The organism is Cytophagaceae bacterium ABcell3, from assembly GCA_030913385.1.
In the GTDB taxonomy this organism is placed as follows: domain Bacteria; phylum Bacteroidota; class Bacteroidia; order Cytophagales; family Cytophagaceae; genus ABcell3.
In genome coordinates, this window is the sequence record CP133159.1 from 479257 (window position 1) to 500384 (window position 21128).

Consider the following 21128-nt stretch of genomic DNA (forward strand, 5'->3'; position numbering starts at 1 on the left):
TAATTTGTAGATAATACGTTTGGTAGCCACAGGCTACCTCTGGTAGTACGCCTTTGTTTGATAGTACGGTGCTGTAGCTACAAGCTACAGTAAGCATTACGGGGGTTTACTTGATGAATGAAATAGCCAAGCTACAGTGAGCGTAAAGGGGCAGTGTATAGAGAGGCCGCTCTTTAAAAAAATGAACAAAAGCCTTTTATATTTACAAAAATCTTATCTTGCTTTTCGTTTGGTATATAATCAGAACTTATCAATTACTATTTGGGCATGAATGTTAAAGAAGGCTTATTGATTTTACTCTCGGGTTTTATGTTTTACCAAACTCAGGCTCAGGAGAAAAATGTTTACGAGGGTGCGTTTAAACATAATCAGGAAAATGGAAATGCTTCTTTTGAATACTTCCTCAATGATGAAGGAGAAAAAATAAAAGACGGGGATTTCCAATGGACTTTAAAGTCGACCGGTGAACAGAATAAAAACCACATCTTAAAAAAAAGCCAAAGAGGAACCTATAATTATAATAAAAAAAGTGGGAAATGGGACTATAAAGAAGAAAATCACTGGGTAACTATCAATGATGTCAAAGACATGAAAGTAAGCACTTCTTTAAAAAGTAGGGTCTCTAAACTACAGGCAGCTTATTTAGAAAATATCCCTCATGGGGAATGGGGTCTGAAAGTAGAGAGCTACAAGGATGGAAAAACCCAGACTGACCTGCTATCTGAAAACATCCTTTTCCGTCAAGGAAATATTACAGGCAACTTCTTGGTAAACGGCAAGGAAAATCCTAAAGTGGTAGGCTTTACCAACAAGGCTGGTGTCATGGATTCTGTTTGGACATTCAACTACTATGACCGTGATGTGCCGGTAAAAGAAACTAGAAAATACCATAACGGAATCCTCCTTGAGGTATTGAAACAACATGCCATAGAAAAAGATACCTTAGACTTCCTTTTATATAATGATGCTATTGAGAAGCTCCAAGCACTTAAAGATAATCCTGATACTTCTTTTGGTATAAGTGGAATAACTTTTGAACTAGAGTTCAACGATGGATATGGTGCAGATTCAAAAGAGTTAATAGCTCAAGCGCAAGGAAATATATTGCTTGACTCTATTATTAAAGAGGTGATCAAATATGATGCTTCTTACTATATGGAAAATGGTTCATTTGTCAGGACTCCTATAAAAACCAGGAGATTTAAGTATTCCTTATCAGATATTCAGGAAAACAAAAAAAATGAAATAAGCGCATTATTTAAAAAACTCAACAAAATAACCGCACAACAACTAGAAAACGAAGCCCTTAATGATAACAGAGATAAGTCAGATTCTTTAGAAGTTATCTATCAGTATTTTTCTTCATTAGGCTCGTCCCTGCCAAAACTGAATGATCTTATAGCATTTATCTCGTCTGACGAAGCTATTTATTACGCAGACCCTTATCATCTGTATGTAAGCAACAAAGGGCTTTTTGCCAAACATGATTCTATAAGCCTCTCCGAAAGCAATGAGAATCCGCTCATTATCAACTATTCTAAAGCATTAAATGACAGCTTATCTGTTTTCGAAAATGTTCATAGCATTTTAACATACCAGTTAAACTTGGTCAATAAATTTATAAAACAAATAGAACCATTAGTCCACAAGGTAAAAACGCAGGAAGAGTTCAGAAATATAAAAGCAAACATAGAGGCCAAAAAAGCTAAGGTGGACACGCTTTACAAAGGTTATACTCATGCTATGGAAAATGAACATAACCTTGTCAGGGAGGTTCAGGTTAAGTTTTTATACAAAGGCCTAGAGGAAAAACTAAAGGCGATGGATAGTGACGGCACTTATCAATCGTCTATCTTAAAGGGTGGAGAAATACTGCTTTACCTCAGGGAAATGAAAAACATATATGAGCCTTTATCTCTCATATATGATGAAATGGACAAAACCGATAAGCTTTATACAAATGAAAAAGGGAAAAGGGAAAAGAAGAAGCTTTATGAAGCTGCTGAGGTTTTATTCAAGCATTATGTCAACAAGCTACAGGAAGAAAGTGATTTCTACCTATTAAAAACACATGTGGGCAATTTTGAAAAACTGCAATACCGCATGCTGGAACTAAGGGAACAAAATACTAAATCACTAGAAAAGAGCTTAAAAAAGACAACAGACCCTGACGAAATTGCTAAACTTCTGAAGCTATAATCAAAAGAAAAGGCTGTCGAGTAGACAGCCTTTTTTTAGTCTATTAAAAAATTTTATACCTTAACCCGCTTTTGCTTTCTTAGCAGCCGGATTTGAAGGATAGTATATCGTCTGTGACAGACTAGTATTTGGTGCTACCATCGGCAGTACACTTTCTTCTTTCAACACCCTTGCGTGAATTAGGAAAGGCTTTTTCACAGATTTAGCAAGTTTTATGGCTTCTTGCAACTCTTCGGTGGTATTAGCGCAAACTGCATCCACACCACAAGCCTTCGCCAACATGACAAAATCAGGATTCAGCAGCTCTACACCAGAGTAGTTTTTAGCATAAAACTGCTCCTGCCACTGACGTACCATACCTAAATAAGCATTGTCTAGCAATAGAATCTTAACTGGCCACTGCTCCTGCACACAAGTGACAAGCTCCTGTATGTTCATCTGGAAAGAACCGTCACCGGTTACGCACCACACTTCTTTGTCGGGTACCCCAGCTTGCGCACCCATAGCTGCTGGAAGACCAAAGCCCATAGATCCTAGTCCACCAGAGGTCAAGAAATGATTAGGCTGTAAACGTGTGATATATTGTGCGGCCCACATCTGATGTTGTCCTACATCGGTAGTAATTACGGCATCATCAGATAGGTTTTGCTCAAGTACTTTTATAGCAGCCACTTCATTAAAAACAGATAGGTCTGCATTTAAAATAGGGAACTGCTCCTTCATATTGTTCAAATGACTGATCCATTGAGCCCTGATACCACAGTTCTCCTCGGTACGTGTATCACCAATAGCTGGAATTACAGCTTTTAGGTCTGCATGAAGGAAAACTTCGGTCTTTACATTTTTACAGCACTCGCTGGCATCAATATCACAATGGATGATTTTGGCATTTGGAGCGAACTCATCAAGTTTACCGGTTATCCTATCATCAAAACGAATACCCCAGGCTATTAAAAGGTCTGCGTCCTGAACAGCTTCATTGGTGTATTTCATACCATGCATGCCGAGCCATTGATAGTACAAAGGATCGTCATGTTCCATAGCACCTATTCCCAAAATGGTACTGATTACAGGAATGTTTTCCCTGTGGACAAAATCCCTCAACTCATTCCATGCTTCAGAAAGAAGCACACCATGCCCCGCTATGATAAGTGGTTTTTTAGCCTCAGAAATAAGCTTTGAGGCTTTTTCTAAATCCTCAGCAGAAACATTATTGACAACCTTCTTCTGAGGTTTCACAAAATCCTTTTCCCAGTCCTCATCCAACTCCACAAAATTCCCTTGAACACTTCTTGGAATATCTATCAATACTGGCCCTGGTCTACCTTCCATACATACCCTATAGGCCTCTTTGAAGATATCAGCAGCATCCTCAAGCTTCGTTATAAGGTAGGTTTTTTTTGTAATAGGAATACATATACCCGTTATATCCGTTTCCTGAAAAGCATCTGAACCAATCAAATGGTACTGAACCTGACCGGTAATGGCCACCATTGGAACAGAGTCTGCATAAGCATCTGCAATACCTGTAACAAGGTTTGTAGCACCCGGGCCTGAAGTTGCCAGACAAAAACCAGGTCTTCCGGTTACACGGGCATACCCGTTGGCAGCAAAAGCTGCACCTTGTTCATGACGTACCAATACACTGTTAAGCTTACTGAATGCCAATGCATCATAGATTGGCAAAATAGCACCTCCCGGATAGGCAAACAGATCTTGCGCATCAAGAAGCTCAATGAGCTTTACAATATATTCAGCACCTCTTAATTTTATTTTTGCTTTCATATAGGATTCCGTAGGTTTATCTACACCCTTATTATTTAATGTTTCTTAACCGTCAGTTACACAACCTTCCGAAGCAGATGATACTGTGCGGAAATATTTATAAAGAACGCCACTTTTAACCCTGCATTCAGGCTGCTTCCATTCCTTTCTGCGTTTTTCAAGCTCAGCATCTTCTATCAACACATCAAGCGTATTATTTATTGCATCGATTTTAATGATGTCACCATCTTTTACAAGACCAATATTTCCTCCCTCCATTGCCTCTGGAGTAATATGACCCACAACAAAACCGTGGGTACCGCCAGAGAAACGTCCATCGGTGATCAAGGCTACTTTATCTCCAAGTCCTGCACCCATTAACATAGAAGTAGGCTTCAACATTTCTGGCATACCAGGAGCTCCCTTTGGCCCTACATAACGGATCACAACGACATTGCCTGCTTTAACTTCCCCTTTTCCTATACCAATATTCAAAGACTCTTCTGAATCATACACTTTGGCAGGGCCTTCAAATACCTCTCCTTCTTTACCGGTAATTTTTGCAACAGAACCTTCTTGAGCAATGTTCCCGTAAAGCATTTGCAAGTGCCCTCTCTTTTTGATAGGGTTCCTTAAATCCATGATTATTTCCTGCTCCGATGGAAGGTCTGAGGCTTCTGCAAGGTTTTCCGCCAATGTCTTACCTGTAACAGTCATACAGTCACCATGCAACAAGCCTTCTTTTAGCATCATTTTCATAATAGAAGGAAGGCCTCCAATATTGTCCAAGTCCTCCATCATATATTTACCACTTGGCTTAAGGTCCGCCAATAAAGGAGTCTTGTCAGAAAGTTCTTGGAAGTCTTTGAGGGTAAACTTAACATCAGCCGCTTTGGCAATAGCCAAGAAATGCAAAATCAAGTTTGTAGACCCACCCAGAAGCATAGCTACTCTTACAGCATTTGAAATAGATTTATAATTAATGATATCTTTAGGTTTGATATCATTTAGCAAAAGGTGCCTTACAGCCGCACCTGCTGCATGACATTCTTCACGTTTCTTATCACTGGTAGCTACGGCCGAAGAACTAAACGGCAAACTCATACCCATCGCTTCTATAGCAGATGCCATAGTATTGGCAGTATACATACCACCACATGCCCCTGCACCAGGGCAGGCGTTCATAATAACGCCTTTATAGTCTTCCTCGCTTATTTGTCCCGCATACTTTTTACCCAAAGCTTCAAATGCAGAAACGATATTAAGCTTTTCACCTTTATAATTACCAGAACGTATAGAACCACCATAAACCATCAAACCTGGCCTGTTCAACCTGCACATGGCTATAATGGCACCAGGCATATTTTTGTCACAGCCCATTATGGTTACCAAAGAATCATAGAAATGTGCACCTGAGATGGTTTCGATAGAGTCAGCAATAACTTCACGCGATACAAGAGAATATCTCATTCCGTCTGTACCCATACTCATCCCGTCACTTACACCTATAGTATTGAATTGAAGCGGCTTAAGCCCTGCATCTTTAACGCCTTCTTTGACATAAACAGCCAATTGGTTAAGATGCATATTACAGGTATTTCCTTCATACCCAGAGCTAGCAATACCCACTTGCGCTTTGTGCATATCCTCTTCAGTAAACCCAGCACCATACATCATAGCTTGAGATGCAGGCTGTGTGATATCCTCTGTAAGTCTGCAGCTTACTTTATTAATCTTATTTTCCATGATCCAATAAAAAAAGAATGGCAGGAGTAAATTCCTGCCTATAATGAATTAATTGAGATTATACTGAAAGGGTCTTCTTTTCTTTGATAAGGGTAGCGATTTTATCTCCAACCTCATCAGTGGTGTAGTATTTATTTGGATTAATGTCTTTAGTAACAAATCCACCGTTTAGCGCCTCTTCAACTGCCGTACGGATAGAAGCCGCTTCGTCGATAAAGCCAAAAGAAGTATCAAGAAGCATAGCAGCAGAAAGAATCGCTCCTAACGGGTTCGCTATATTTAGTCCTGCAGCTTCTGGATAAGAACCGTGAATTGGCTCATATAGCGCGGTCTTATCACCTACTGAGGCAGAAGGCAGCATTCCCAAAGAGCCTGTAATTACAGATGCTTCATCGGTAATGATATCGCCAAACATGTTTTCTGTAAGCACTACATCAAAATATCCAGGGTTTTGGATAATCTTCATAGCTGCGTTATCTACAAACATAAAGTCCAGCTCGATCTCAGGATGATCTTTGGCATATTCTTTTACCGTTTCCCTCCATAAGCGAGAAGTAGCAAGAACATTTGCTTTGTCAACCAAAGTAACTTTTTTCCTTCTTTTATAAGCAGCGTCAAAAGCTAATTTGGTTACCCTAAGAATTTCTTCTTTAGAATACACACAAGAGTCAAAAGCAACATTTTTGTCTTCCGAACGACCTCTAGGCTGCCCGAAATATATCCCACCTGTCAATTCACGAAATACCAAAAAGTCAACACCATCTACCAAATCAGCACGTAGGGGAGAAGCATCAGCTAGAATCTTATAGGTATTGATAGGTCTTAAGTTAGCAAATAAGTTAAGGCTTTTTCTCATTGCCAAAAGCCCTTGCTCTGGTCTAACTGGAGCATTAGGGTCATTGTCATACTTTGGATGGCCAATAGCCCCAAACAGAATAGCATCCGAATCTTGGCAAACTTTAAAAGTTTCTTCAGGAAAAGGGTTTCCTGTAGCATCTATAGCAGTTGCACCTATTAAAGCTTCAGTATAGTTAAACTTATGTCCGTATACTTCCTCAACTGCCTTTAATACTTTAATCGCCTGGTTGGTAACTTCAGGACCTATACCATCACCTTTAAGTACCGCAATATTCTTCTCCATGGTTTGTAAATATTTAATATTAAAAAGAATCAGGAAACGATTTTTAAATATTTGCTTCCTTTTTCATACTCCTCAATTTTATCCTTGATGCTTAGAAGATAATCAATATCATCATAGCCTTTCATCAGGCAGGTTTTTTTATATTCATTGATCTCGAAAGATTCTGAGTTGCCCGTTACCGTATTTTCAATTTTTTGGTTTTCAAGGTCAACTACAAGTTCCGCCGATGGGTCTTTCTCTACAGTTTTAAATATCTCATCTAAAAAAGCTTGAGAAACCTGCACAGGAAGCAGACCATTATTCAATGCATTATTTTTGAAAATATCTGCAAAAAAACTAGAAACAACTACCTTAAAACCATAGTCATGTATGGCCCAAGCAGCATGTTCCCTACTGGAACCACAACCAAAGTTTTTACCGCCTACAAGTATTTCACCTTTGTATTTAGGATCATTTAGTACGAAATCCTTTTTAGGCTGACCATTGTCGTCATATCTCCAGTCCCTAAATAAGTTATCGCCGAAGCCTTCTCTAGTAGTCGCTTTAAGAAACCTTGCGGGAATAATTTGATCTGTATCTATATCGTCTATTGCTACAGGAACAACAGTAGATTTTATTTTTATGAATTTATCCATTTGGCAATCTTAGTTAATGTCAAAAGCTCTGATATCTGATATCTTTCCTTTAATAGCGGTAGCTGCCGCAGTCAGTGGACTGGCAAGAAAAGTTCTAGCGCCTGGCCCTTGACGTCCTTCAAAGTTCCTGTTGGAAGTAGAAACACAATATTCGCCTTTTGGAACTTTGTCCTCATTCATACCCAAGCAGGCAGAACATCCAGGTTCACGAAGCTCAAAACCGGCTTCTGTAAAAATTTTGTCCAGCCCTTCCTTCTTGGCCTGTGCTTCCACTTGCTTTGATCCAGGAATAATAAGCGCATGAATATTATCGGCTTTCTTTTTACCCCTTACAAAATCTGCTACCTGTCTCAAGTCTTCAATCCTGGAGTTGGTACAACTTCCGATAAATACATAATTAACCTCCTTATCCAGCAACTGAGATCCTGGCTCCAGTCCCATGTAATCCAAAGATTTGCAAAAAGACGCTTTATTGCTTTCTTCTTTAATATCTTGCACATTAGGAACTTTCCCAGTGATTTTAATACCCATTCCAGGATTGGTACCGTAAGTAATCATTGGTTCTATATCATTGCCATCGAAGGTATACACCTTGTCAAATTCAGCGTCTTCATCCGAATATAGTGTTTTCCAGTATTCAACAGCTTGGTCAAAATCCTCTCCCTTAGGAGCAAACTCCCTTCCCTTGATGTACTCAAAAGTAGTCTCATCAGGAGCAATGAATCCACCACGTGCACCCATTTCAATGCTCATATTGCAAATGGTCATTCTGGCTTCCATAGAAAGTTCCTTAATAGCAGAACCTGTATATTCTACAAAATAACCATTACCGCCACTGGCAGAAATTTTAGAGATGATATATAAGATGATATCTTTTGAAGTAACACCTTTAGCAAGAGAACCTGTGACCTCAATTTTCATGGTCTTAGGTCTGGATTGCATCAGGCATTGTGTCGCCATTACTTGCTCAACTTCACTTGTTCCAATACCGAAAGCAATAGAGCCAAAAGCACCATGTGTAGATGTATGACTGTCACCACAAACGATGGTCATACCTGGAAGTGTCACACCGAGTTCTGGACCTATGACATGTACAATACCCTGATAAGGGTGACCAAGGCCATATAGTGTAACACCAAATTTCTCACAGTTTTCGGTCAATTTTTCAACCTGAAATCTGGATAGAGGCTCTTTTATAGGTAAATGTTGATCTTTAGTCGGAACATTATGATCCGCTGTTGCCAATATCCCGTTCTTCCTGAATACGGGGATACCCCTTTTTTCAAGACCGGCAAATGCCTGAGGGCTGGTTACCTCATGAATAAACTGTTTATCAATATAAAGGACGTCCGGGCCACCTTTGATTTTTGTTACAACGTGCTCGTCCCAGATTTTTTCAAATAATGTTTTACCCACTTTTAATAGTCTTTAGAGAAATAAGAATAAGGGAGAAATTATTTTATGAATTCAGCTTCATCGAGAAGCTTTTGCAAATCATCATCTTCTACCTGCTTTAGCTTATCTGCCAAATCGAGGAAATGCTTATACAGCACATCAAGCTCATCTTTAGTGACTTTATAGCCCAAGTTTTCTACTTTATGAAGCAAGGCAGCCCTTCCGCTCCTAGCGGTAAGTACAATAGAAGAGGCGTCTGCACCCACATCAGCTGGATCTATGATTTCATAGTTTTCCCTGTGCTTCAAGAAGCCATCCTGATGTATACCTGAAGAATGCGCAAAAGCATTTTTACCCACTATGGCTTTGTTAGCTTGCACCGGCATACGCATAAGGCGTGATACCAATTGGCTGGTAGGATATAGTTTCTTAGTATTGATCTTGGTTTCAAGATTCAATGATGACTGGTGGCATTTGATGATCATGGCTACCTCTTCCAGTGAGGTATTGCCTGCTCTTTCTCCAATTCCGTTGATGGTAGTTTCTACCTGACGGGCACCGTTTACCAATCCGGCCACGGCATTGGCAGTAGCTACGCCCAAGTCATTGTGGCAATGTACAGATATAATGGCTTTGTCAATGTTTTTGACGTTGTCCATCAAATACTTTATTCTTTCACCGAATTGCCAAGGAAGCGTATACCCGGTAGTATCAGGAATATTGACCACAGTAGCACCCGCAGCAATCACAGCTTCAACCATTTGAGCCAAGAACTTGATATCGGCACGTCCTGCATCTTCACAGTAAAATTCAATATCTTCTATATGTTTCTTAGCGTATTTTACAGCAGCGACTCCCTGTTCCAGAATTTTTTCCCTGGTTGAGCGGAGCTTGTATTGGATGTGCATATCAGAGCTTCCGATACCTGTATGAATCCTCTTCCTTTTGGCATACTTCAGTGCCTCTACAGCACTATCAATATCCATTTCTTTAGCACGTGTTAGGGCACATATTACAGGTTCAGAAACAGCTTTGGAAATTTCAACCACCGAATTAAAGTCTCCAGGACTAGAAATCGGGAATCCTGCTTCAATTATATCAACCCCAAGCTCTTCTAAAGCTTTGGCTACTATAATTTTTTCTTCTGTATTCAACTGACACCCCGGCACCTGCTCTCCATCTCTTAGGGTTGTATCAAAGACATAAACTTTATCTGCCATAAAAATTTAAAATTATGGGGTTTCCTTTTTATTCCTAGTTTTTAACAAAAAACCATTCCCGCGAGTTGAGAATGGCTGAATATATATTATGTATAAATGACAACAGTCATGCACAGCATGTTCTGTTATCAATGAGAAAAAATTCTGATAACCCGCCAGAGGGTCTATGCACAATCTCACCTTAAATACAAATTTAAGGATTTATATTTAATAAGGGTTATTTACAAAAATTTTTTTTCCAAGTGCACCTGGTTGGTCTTTTTACTATGTACTTACATGCTTTAAACCTGGATTATGTATTAGATTTCGTTATGAGTGGCAAAAGAACAAAAAATCAGCGTATTTGGTTTGCAAAGCATAGTGGTTCTATGGTTAAAAACCAAATGCGAGCGAAGCGTCTGATTTGAAGTTATTTTGCCACGCAATAGAAAATCTAATGCATATTTCAGGTTAAATCAAAACGTATGATATGAAATCATATTTGAAAAACATCATAAGAGTTGTAAAATTAACCTTTACAGAATTTTTTAAAGCCAATCCGCTCAATTATGCTGCAATTATAGGGTTTTATACTATTTTTTCCTTGCCAGGAATACTATTAATTATAATAAATATTGCTGGCTATGCTTGGGGGGAAGAAGCTGTACAAGGAGAACTGGCCAATCAAATAGATGAGACTTTAGGGCGGCAAACTGCTATACAGGTACAAAATGTACTGGAAAATGCCGTCCAGTCGGAGGCTACGGAGTTCGCAACATTTGTCGGATTAGCCACTTTACTCTTTAGCGCCACAACGGTGTTTATTGCCATGCAAGATTCTTTGAACAGTCTATGGCATATCAGGCCAAAACCATCAACAGGATTGGTAAAGCTTATTAAGGACAGGGTACTGTCTTTTGCCATGGTCATAAGCCTGGGCTTTCTCTTACTGGTTTCTCTTACCGTAAATGTGGCTGTAGTAGCTTTACAAAACTTTATCCGTGACCTATTAGAAGAGTTTACCGTTTATCTGGTAAATACTATTAACATTATCATATCTTTAGGTGTTACTGCTTTAATATTTGGCCTTATATATAAGGTTTTGCCCGATGCAAAAGTTAGGTGGAAAGATATTTGGGTCGGAGCCTTGATTACCACATTTCTTTTTGTATTAGGAAAGTTTTTAATAGGGCTTTATTTATCTGAATCTGAACTTGACACAACTTATGGGGCAGCAGGAGCACTTGTGCTGCTTTTGGTATGGGTATATTATTCTTCAACTATTATGCTTTTGGGCGCACAATTTACCTGGGCCTATGCAACTGAACTAGGCAACGGGGTAAAGCCTACTAAAGAAGCAATGGAAGTTGAAATAAAAGAAGTATCAAAAGAAAACAAACCCTAACATAGCTGAGTCTGTTATTAACTTATACTGAAACTTTACTGATGGCAGGAATAAGATTTTCAAAATATCTGAACAACAACGATGGAAAGTCTGAATTTGAAAAGCTTTCAAAACTTTTCTTTGAATTACTGAACCATACATCCGGCAATGTTCAAGAAACAATGGACTGGATGAACGAGCTTGACCGCCAGCATAACCTTACCGACGAGAATTACGGCATGGGAGATTTTATAGAAGATCTCAAGAAAAAAGGTTATCTGACTGATAAAAATGAAGAAGGCCAATTTGAGGTAACAGCCAAAACAGAGCAAACAATTAGGAAAAACGCACTGGAAGAAATTTTTGGTAAACTGAAAAAAGGCAACAAGGGCAGTCACAAAACATTCCATACAGGCAGTGGCGATGAATCTACACCTGACACAAGACCGTACCAGTTTGGCGATACGCTCGATGCCATAGATATGACCAGCTCCATTCACAATGCACAGGTCAATCATGGAATAGACGAATTTAAACTCACCCATGATGATCTGGAAATACAGGAACGTGAGCATAAGACCCAAAGCTCTACGGTACTGATGATTGATATTTCCCATTCGATGATCTTGTATGGAGAAGACAGGATAACTCCTGCAAAAAAGGTAGCTATGGCCCTGTCTGAGCTGATCAAAACCAGGTACCCAAAAGATACGCTAGATATAATTGTTTTTGGAAATGATGCCTGGCCGGTAAAAATCAAAGATTTGCCCTACTTACAAGTTGGCCCTTACCATACCAACACGTATGCAGGGCTAGAATTGGCCTTGGATATTCTTAGGAGAAAAAAAACAGCCAATAAGCAAATATTTATGATAACAGACGGGAAGCCGACATGCCTGAAAGAAGGGGCAAAATATTATAAAAACAGCTTTGGGCTTGATAAAAAGGTGGTCAATAAAACACTGAACATGGCAGCCCAATGCCGAAGGCTTTCTATACCGGTCACTACTTTTATGATTGCCAAAGACCCATATCTGCAACAATTTGTAAGGGACTTTACCAAAATCAATAACGGACGGGCTTTTTATAGCTCGCTCAATGGACTGGGAGAATATATTTTTGAAGACTTTATCCGTAACAGAAGAAAAACATTCCGGCAGGGTAGAGGTTAAACTAACTAATCCATTTTTTAATAAAAAAACTGTATCACCATGAAAATTGAACAGATCCGAACCCTTGGACAATTGAAAAGTTCAGGTTATACATCACGTTCCGTGAAGGAAGAAATGAGGCACAACCTGATACAGGCATTAAGAAATAAAAAAAATCCGTTTGACGGGATAAGGGGGTATGAGGATACTGTCATTCCCAACTTGCAAACAGCAATTCTGTCAAAACATAATATTATCCTTTTAGGATTGCGGGGACAGGCAAAAACTCGTTTGGCCAGGCTAATGGTCAACCTGTTAGATGAGTATATACCAATTATCACTGGTACTGAACTTAACGATGATCCTTTAAGGCCACTTTCCAGAATGGCCAAGGACCTTATAGACCAATATGGTGACGAAACACCTATTTCATGGATTCACAGAGAAGAAAGGTATACAGAAAAATTAGCTACTCCGGATGTTTCTGTTTCAGACTTGATAGGTGACCTGGACCCGATTAAAGCAGCTTCTTTAAAATTAACCTATGCCGACGAAAGAGTAATCCATTACGGGTTAATACCCCGTTCGCACAGAGGCATTTTTGTTATCAATGAACTTCCTGACCTGCAACCAAGAATTCAGGTAGCACTGTTCAATATCCTGCAAGAAGGAGACATTCAAATAAGAGGTTTTAAGTTAAGGCTACCCTTGGATATACAGTTTGTATTTACAGCGAACCCAGAGGATTATACCAACAGAGGATCCATTATTACTCCTCTTAAAGACCGTATTGACAGCCAAATACTCACACATTACCCGCAGACCATTGATATTTCCAAGGAAATAACCATGCAGGAGTCTGCCTTGTCTGAGTTTCAAAAAAAACACATACATATAAACGACTTAGTTATTCACCTAATTGAGAGAATAGCTTTTGAAGCCCGTGAAAGCGAGTACATTGACCAAAAAAGTGGTGTATCTGCCCGTTTGACCATTTCTGCCTATGAAAACCTTCATAGCATGGCAGAAAGGAGAATGATCATTAACAATGAAGATGAAGCAGCTATCCGTATAAGCGATATTCTGGGAGTTATACCTTCCATAACAGGAAAAGTGGAATTAGTCTATGAAGGAGAAATGGAAGGCATTACAAATGTGGCTTATTACCTGATCGGAAAAGCAATCAGAAAAGAGTTTGACCACCTGTTCCCAAATCCTGAAAAAATAAAGAAATCCAAAAGAGACAATCCATATAAGGAAATTACTGATTGGTTTATGGCAGGAAACCACATTGACGTAAACCAAGATATTTCTCAGAAAGAATACAAAAAGCTATTAATGTCCGTACCGGGATTAGTGGATTTGGTAAAACAACTGTTCCCTAAGCTGGATGAAAAAGATTTGCTGCTATATATGGAGTTCACCCTTCATGGATTAGCAGAGTTTTCACAGTTGAGCAAACATAGAATTGAGCAAGGGACTCAATTTAAAGATCTTATGAGTGGCATGTTTACAATGAATACAGGCCACCCAGATGATGAAGAAGACGAAGAGGACTTTCTGTGATTTCAGTAGTCCCCCAACCTAAAACTAAAGGTTGACTCAAAAACTTCACCTTTTTCAAGGGAGAGTATACCTTCTTTTTGGTTCAACTCTCCTTTGAAATCTTTTGTATCTGCCAGACCATACCACGGTTCTAAACAAATAAAAGGAGAACCTCCTCCTTTTGTCCAAATACCAAAGTAAGGAAAACCTTCAAAAGAAAACTCAAGGAAATAATCAGACCTTTTACTCTTTAAGTATACTTTTGAAGACTTTAAATTTTTTAGAACTATAGCATCTTTCTCAAAAAGCTCTTCCGAAAGTTTTAGCTCTTTAGAATTATCAAGTATGGTTTCAGTTTTTCCATTAAACAACCCCTCTGACAATAAATGCCTTTCCGCATTTTCTTCTTGTTCAAATTCTATATAATAATCTGCAAATTTTTCTCCTGGCAAAAGAGGGCAGTTAAAAGCTGGGTGTCCACCTACAGAAAACCATATTTTTTTATCGTCCGTATTTTCAATACGATAAGATACATTAACCTTATTTTCTTCTAATGTATAAGTTATATCAAACTTAAACTGATAAGGGTAATTTTTCAGCGACTCTTCATTAGAGAAAAGCGTGTATGTAAGGGAATTTTCAGTTTTAGAAGTAAGGCTGAACAAGCTATTTCTTGCCAAACCATGTTGAGGCATATCGAAAACCTGTCCTTCAGCTTTGATTTGGTTATTGTTTGCTTTGCCTACAATAGGGAAAAGCACCGGAGCGCGGCGAGCCCAAAATTGAGGATCTCCCTGCCAGAGGTATTCCCGGTCGTTTTTCTTATTTCTAACACTTACCAGCTCTGCGCCACTCGGACGTACAGTTATCTGAAGAATTTTATTTTCTATACTTTCAACCATAAAATGTAAAATTACCCCTAATTAAAGATTTTTGCCCTTACATTAAAAATCATATCTGCTTTTATCTGCAACTTTTCATCGAACATCACTCTGGAAGTTGTCGACACATTCAGGTAAAACTTATCTTTTTTTAGATACTCATCAAGGTTTTCACCCGTTATCTCTAAGTCAAAATCAGTAACATCACGAGGCACATCATGGTGATATGCCAATTTCCGCTCTGGCAAACCATCTGCAACAATAGTTAACTCTAATGATTTTACAAAATTAAATGTATGTTCAGGCGGATCGAGCATTATGAGACTCATGCTCATCAGTCGTATTTCTTCAATATTATCCCGGGTCACACCCTCTTGTTCAAAACTTTCGCTGGCAGATGTTTCTACAGGTATAGAAGTAATAACTATTGGAACATCGACCCCTGTGACTGGCTCTATCTCAAACGTAGATGATTCCTGTATAGAAAATGTAGTTATATCCTCTCTTAAATTTCTACAAGAGAATAAAATTGTTGTTAAGAAAAGAACAAGAAATACTTTATGCATATGCTAGCTTCATTGTGAATAAGTAAATATAAAAAAAGATGTTCTGACATTAAAATTAAACCTAAGGTAAAAATTTAAATCTGCGGAAAAAGTAAGCTACATTATAAAATGAATCATGCATGCTAATACAAAATTATAATGTGCAATAGGATTACTTATTTAATGGCATACTACCTTGATCACCAATATAACAGGTACTACACCAACTATAATGATTTTTTGCCAATCATGTCAAATCCTATTGCACACACCCACTCTCAGTGGCGCAAGATGACTATTTCCACCCTTCTATTCAACTTTCTGGTTTCCTCATGTTCGTTACTGGCTATTGGTCTGCTACCCCCGTAGGCTTCTAGCTGTATACGATGAGGGCTAATGCCTTTTGCTACAAAATAGTCTTTAATAGCTTCAACCCGATCTTCAGACAATTGCTGGTTTAAATAAGGATTTCCTTGATTGTCCGTATGACCATTAAGCTGAATAGCCATTTTAGGGTTTGCCTGCAGCATTTCAACCACTTCATCCAACTCCGGATAAGAAGAAGGCAGCAATTCTGCACGGCTTTGCTTAAAAAAGACATTGTTAAGATTAATGGCCTGACCCACCTCAACAGGTGTTAAATACATGTCTTGAACAACCTCAGTGTATTTATGTCCCTCTGGTACATATAGATTATCATGTTTAGGGATATAGCCTTCAGCCTTTGCCATAAATCCATAGTGCCCTCCAGATGGCAACATGACCGAATAAGAACCCGAATCAGAGTCTATATTATTAAAAAGTGCGCCTCCAGGAAGTACCTTTAAGACAAGCGTAGCCGAAATAGGTTCTTTCGTTTTAGAATCGTATATGGTACCTTTGAGCTTAATCTCCGATACATTTGGTTCATTTCCAGAACCTTCATATACCTTATATGAGTATTCATCCGATTCTAGATTGGTCACCACAGGATTGTCAAACACTCCTGTAGCATTTGGATAAATTTCATCCGTCAGCTTTCCTTGCCAAGAATCACATAACTGTCTAGCCAAATCTGAAGAAGATGATGGCGGATAAAAACAAAGTGAATCGTTACTGCTAACAACAATTTCATCTGTTCTATATAGCGAATTCTCAGCAGTATCGCCCATAATTATGATTTCAACCCTTCGGTTACGTTGTCTCCCATCTGGTGTATGGTTGTCGGCCACTGGTTTCAATTCGCCATGACCTTTTATCTTTATATGATCCCGATCTATGCCGCACGCTGCAATGGAAGAAGCCACTGACTTGGCCCTTCTCTCTGAAAGGTTCTGGTTATAATCAACTGGGCCGGTAAAATCTGTGTGTCCTTCTATCAAAAGGTTGGAATTGTCATAGTTACTCATTATCCTACATAATGCAGAAATATTTTCCTTGGCTTCCGCAGTCAGATTGTCTGAGTCTACATCAAAAAATATTCCTGAATCAAAGCTGACCTTTATAGATTCCCCAACCTGTTCGACTTGCCCCTCCTTAAGCGTGCTCCGAATTTCAGAAACTTCTTTTGCTACAGAATCTTTCTTTGAAAGGTGTGGCCCAGAAGTCAAATTGCTAGTTATATGAAAGGAGTCTATAACTGATAAAGCTGAATCTGAACTTGGCTTATGATATTCCTGATAATTGGACAAATTGCTGTTGCTGCACCCAATTGACAGCCATGAAACCATTCCTAATATTAACCATCCTAACGCCTCTAATCTTTCCATAAGCTGTAACCATTATATTAGTACAACCGGCGAAAAATTTATAATGTTATTAAAAAAGCAAAGGTTTTGGAGCTAAATTAAAAGAACTTATTTCTATTGATATTGATCATTAAACACATAAATAAATAGATTTTAGGAATTGACAAAACAGCAAAACTGGCTCATAGTCATATTCCAGTACATCTTTATATAAGCCCATGCGTATTGTGATTTTTTCAGCAGATCCCTATAAAACCTAATTTTCTTTCCTATATATCAGGTAGGAGCCTTCCACAGCTCTTTTGAGCTTTATGAATAAAATCACAAATCAGAAAGGAACAAAATGGACAAATGAAAGCTTATTTATATGTAAATTTGCCATTTGAGTCAATTTTTAAGCCTATACACTATATATTTGCATAATTAAACACAATACCCTGATTTTGAAAGCTAAGGATCTGATAAATATTTATAAGGAAGACCTGCAAGTAAAGACACTTGCTAACAAAGTAGAAAACGGCATTTCACGACTACGGTTAAAAGGTCTTATCGGAAGCTTGGACAGTGTAATTTCTGCTACCTTATATACAAGCTTGAAAAAAAGCTTTGTCTTTGTTCTCCACGAAAAAGAAGAAGCTTTTTATTTTCAAAATGACTTACAGGGATTGCTGCCTGACCAAGAGGTGTTACTTTTTCCGGCTTCATACAAAAAAGCATGGAAATATGAAGAAACAGACAATGCGAATGTGGTTATGCGTGCTGAAGTGCTCAACAGGTTGAACGATAACCCTCATGCTATAATAGTTACTTACCCAGAAGCGCTCACCGAAAAGGTAATTAACAAAAAGTCTTTAATAGAAAATACTTTCAAGGTCAATTTAGGAGATAAGTTGGATATAAACTTTTTATCCGAATTGCTGACTTCCTATAATTTTGAAATAGCTGATTTTGTATATGAAGCAGGCCAGTTTGCCATACGTGGGGGGATTATTGATATATTTTCTTTCGCAAATGACCTACCATACCGTTTAGAGCTTTTTGATGACGAAGTAGAAAGTATAAGGATAATTGACCCTGAAACCCAATTATCAGTAGAGAATAAAAAATCCTTCAGCCTAATTCCTAATGTTCAGGAAAAGCTATCTTTGGAAGTACGTGAGTCTTTTCTGGACTTTATTCCTTCTGACAGCATTTTATGGTTCAAAGATATCCAACATGCATTGGATACTATTGAAAAACAATATGAAGGAATAGCGTCTACCTATGAAGAGATGCAGAAAACCACTGGTAATTCAGCATTAATAACCAAGCCTGAAATATTATTCGAAACCAAAGACTCTTTTGAAAAAGCTATATTAAAGCTTCAAATTATTGAGTTTGGTCGCCAATTCAAACATAAAAATGCGGAAACTTACGAATTTAATGCAGGACCACAGCCTTCTTTCAACAAAGACTTTAACCTCCTGAGCGAAACTTTACGTGACTATCAGGAAAAAAACTATACAAACATAATTGTCTCTGACTCACATCAGCAATTAGACAGACTAACGGCAATTTTTGAGGAAATTGATCCTTTTCTAAAATTCAACCCGCTAAATTTATCTTTACGTGAAGGGTTTACAGATGAGGAAAACAAAATTACCTGTTTTACTGACCACCAAATTTTTGAGCGGTACCACAGGTACAAAACCAAAGAACGCCAAACAAAGTCAAAGTCAATTACCCTTAAAGAACTCAAAAGCCTATCTCCCGGCGACTACATAACACACCAAGATTATGGAATAGGAAGGTTTGCAGGACTTGAAAAAGTAGATATAGGTGGAAAGCAGCAAGAAGCTATACGCCTTATTTACAGAGACGACGATGTGCTTTTGATTAGCATCCACTCCCTCCACAAAATTTCGAAATACAGTGCAGGAGAGGGGCCGGCGCCATCTATGAGTAAACTGGGTTCTGGAGACTGGGAGGCTAAAAAGAAAAAGGCAAAAAGCAGGGTAAAAGATATTGCCAAAGAACTGATCAGCCTATACGCCAGACGTAAGGCCGCACCTGGATACGCTTATTCAAAAGATGGTTATTTACAGGCAGAGCTGGAGTCTTCCTTTATCTATGAAGACACGCCCGACCAAGCCAAGGCAACTGCCGACGTAAAACAAGATATGGAACAGCCACACCCTATGGACCGTCTGGTCTGTGGCGATGTAGGATTCGGGAAAACAGAAGTTGCCATCAGGGCCGCTTTTAAAGCTGTATGTGACAGCAAACAAGTAGCCGTACTTGTCCCTACGACCATACTTGCCATGCAACATTATAAAACATTCAAGAGTAGACTAGAAAATTTGCCCTGTACGATTGAGTATGTAAACCGCTTTAAAACAACTCAACAGATAAAGGAAACCCTCAAAAGAGTGGCAGAGGGGAAAACCAACATTCTAATAGGAACCCACAGGTTAATTAGCAAAGATATTAAATTCAAAGACTTAGGCCTGCTGGTCATTGACGAAGAACAAAAGTTTGGGGTAAAAGTAAAAGAAAAGCTTAAAGAATTAAGAGTTAACGTAGACACGTTGACACTTACTGCCACACCTATACCTCGAACCTTGCACTTTTCACTTATGGGTGCGCGCGACCTTTCGGTGATAGCTACCCCTCCTCCAAACAGGCAACCAGTAACCACAGAAATCCATGTTTTCAATGATGAAGTTATCAGGGACGCTGTAAGCAATGAAATAAAAAGAGGCGGGCAGGTATTTTTCGTGCACAATAGAATCAAAGACCTTGAAGAAGTCGCCTATAAAATAACCAAACTGGTTCCAGATGCTAAAGTAGCGGTAGCACACGGACAAATGGAAGGGGAGAAGCTGGAAAAAATAATGATGAAATTTGTAGACGGAGAATATGACATTCTGGTTTCTACCAATATTATAGAGTCTGGTTTAGACATTCCCAATGCCAATACTATTATCATCAACCGTGCCCACATGTTTGGCTTGTCTGACCTGCACCAAATGCGGGGTAGGGTAGGGCGCTCCAATAAAAAAGCCTTTTGCTATCTACTCACACCACCAGCAGTCACGCTTCCTGCTGATTCTAGAAAAAGGTTAGGTGCATTAGAAGAGTTTTCTGATTTGGGAGATGGCTTTAAGGTAGCCATGAGAGACCTTGACATTCGGGGCGCAGGAAATCTGCTAGGCGCCGAACAAACAGGATTTATTAACGACCTTGGTTTTGAAATGTACCACAAAATCTTAGATGAAGCGATTTCAGAACTGAAAGAAACAGAATTTAAAGAGCTATTCAGCAATCAACCAGAGACCGATAAGCTCAAAGATATGGTATCTGACTGTGTCATAGAAACAGATTTGGCAGTAGTTATCCCAGATCAGTATGTGACCAATATTTCTGAAAGGCTAAGTTTATATAATACGCTAGACAATATAAAGAGCGATACAGAACTGCAAAAATTCAAAGAGTCGTTGATAGACCGGTTTGGCCCGATGCCGCCGGAAGTAGAAGACCTGACCAAAACAGTAGAGCTTCGTTGGATGGCTCAAAAACTAGGTTTTGAGAAATTAATGTTAAAAAATGATGCACTCAAAGCCTATTTTGGAAATTCAGACAATGAAGAATATTTCCAATCAGAGACTTTCGGAAACATCTTATCCTTCGTACAGTCGAATCCTAAAAAATGCAGGCTAAAAGAAGCCAATAAAAAACCGATGGTGATCATTAACGATGTGACCAGTATTGAAGATGCCATTGAAATACTCGAAAACATTTCTGCCAGTAAAGAAGTTTCTATCAAATAATTTTTGA

General features: G+C 38.8%; 14 protein-coding genes. 5 read left to right on the forward strand and 9 right to left on the reverse strand.

Annotated features, from left to right (window positions below; genetic code table 11):
- Positions 1-267 precede the first annotated feature (267 nt).
- On the forward strand, positions 268-2199 hold the full coding sequence (locus RCC89_02090; GenBank protein WMJ71966.1) for a hypothetical protein: 1932 nt from the start codon (positions 268-270) through the stop codon (positions 2197-2199).
- A 60-nt stretch (positions 2200-2259) separates the two neighbouring features.
- On the opposite strand, the gene ilvB is transcribed toward RCC89_02090, so the two are convergent.
- From ilvB to RCC89_02120, 6 genes are read right to left on the reverse strand one after another with little or no spacing between them, the layout of a single operon-like run.
- Positions 2260-3984: a biosynthetic-type acetolactate synthase large subunit gene (ilvB, locus tag RCC89_02095; protein WMJ71967.1), complete on the reverse strand. Its 1725-nt coding sequence runs from the start codon at positions 3982-3984 to the stop codon at positions 2260-2262.
- Positions 3985-4029: 45 nt separating this feature from the next.
- Complete coding sequence (gene ilvD, locus RCC89_02100; protein WMJ71968.1) at positions 4030-5709, reverse strand: dihydroxy-acid dehydratase; 1680 nt, start codon at positions 5707-5709, stop codon at positions 4030-4032.
- Positions 5710-5767: 58 nt separating this feature from the next.
- Positions 5768-6850 carry a 3-isopropylmalate dehydrogenase gene (gene leuB / locus RCC89_02105; protein ID WMJ71969.1) on the reverse strand — a complete coding sequence of 361 codons (1083 nt, stop codon included), beginning with the start codon at positions 6848-6850 and terminating at the stop codon, positions 5768-5770.
- 29 nt (positions 6851-6879) lie between these two features.
- Positions 6880-7485, reverse strand: a complete 606-nt coding sequence (leuD, locus tag RCC89_02110; protein ID WMJ71970.1) for a 3-isopropylmalate dehydratase small subunit — start codon at positions 7483-7485, stop codon at positions 6880-6882.
- Between the two features lie 9 nt (positions 7486-7494).
- The gene (gene leuC / locus RCC89_02115; GenBank protein ID WMJ71971.1) at positions 7495-8901 is read right to left on the reverse strand and encodes a 3-isopropylmalate dehydratase large subunit; all 1407 of its coding nucleotides are present in this window, start codon (positions 8899-8901) and stop codon (positions 7495-7497) included.
- Between the two features lie 38 nt (positions 8902-8939).
- Positions 8940-10100 carry a 2-isopropylmalate synthase gene (locus tag RCC89_02120; GenBank protein WMJ71972.1) on the reverse strand — a complete coding sequence of 387 codons (1161 nt, stop codon included), beginning with the start codon at positions 10098-10100 and terminating at the stop codon, positions 8940-8942.
- Between the two features lie 469 nt (positions 10101-10569).
- Between RCC89_02120 and RCC89_02125 the strand changes: the two genes are divergently transcribed.
- From RCC89_02125 to RCC89_02135, 3 genes are read left to right on the forward strand one after another with little or no spacing between them, the layout of a single operon-like run.
- A complete protein-coding gene (locus RCC89_02125; protein ID WMJ71973.1) occupies positions 10570-11484 on the forward strand; it encodes a YihY/virulence factor BrkB family protein in 915 nt (304 codons plus the stop codon).
- Positions 11485-11525: 41 nt separating this feature from the next.
- A complete protein-coding gene (locus RCC89_02130; GenBank protein ID WMJ71974.1) occupies positions 11526-12635 on the forward strand; it encodes a VWA domain-containing protein in 1110 nt (369 codons plus the stop codon).
- Between the two features lie 39 nt (positions 12636-12674).
- Positions 12675-14180 (forward strand): sigma 54-interacting transcriptional regulator, encoded by a 1506-nt coding sequence (locus RCC89_02135; protein WMJ71975.1) that lies wholly within the window; start codon positions 12675-12677, stop codon positions 14178-14180.
- A 2-nt stretch (positions 14181-14182) separates the two neighbouring features.
- Here RCC89_02135 and RCC89_02140 read toward each other — a convergent pair whose 3' ends face one another.
- From RCC89_02140 to RCC89_02150, 3 genes are all read right to left on the reverse strand, one after another.
- Positions 14183-15061 carry an aldose 1-epimerase family protein gene (locus tag RCC89_02140; protein WMJ71976.1) on the reverse strand — a complete coding sequence of 293 codons (879 nt, stop codon included), beginning with the start codon at positions 15059-15061 and terminating at the stop codon, positions 14183-14185.
- Positions 15062-15078: 17 nt separating this feature from the next.
- A complete protein-coding gene (locus RCC89_02145; protein ID WMJ71977.1) occupies positions 15079-15606 on the reverse strand; it encodes a hypothetical protein in 528 nt (175 codons plus the stop codon).
- A gap of 257 nt (positions 15607-15863) precedes the next feature.
- Positions 15864-17333 (reverse strand): OmpA family protein, encoded by a 1470-nt coding sequence (locus RCC89_02150; protein WMJ71978.1) that lies wholly within the window; start codon positions 17331-17333, stop codon positions 15864-15866.
- A gap of 422 nt (positions 17334-17755) precedes the next feature.
- Between RCC89_02150 and mfd the strand changes: the two genes are divergently transcribed.
- Positions 17756-21121, forward strand: a complete 3366-nt coding sequence (gene mfd / locus RCC89_02155; GenBank protein WMJ71979.1) for a transcription-repair coupling factor — start codon at positions 17756-17758, stop codon at positions 21119-21121.
- The last annotated feature ends 7 nt before the right edge of the window (positions 21122-21128 follow it).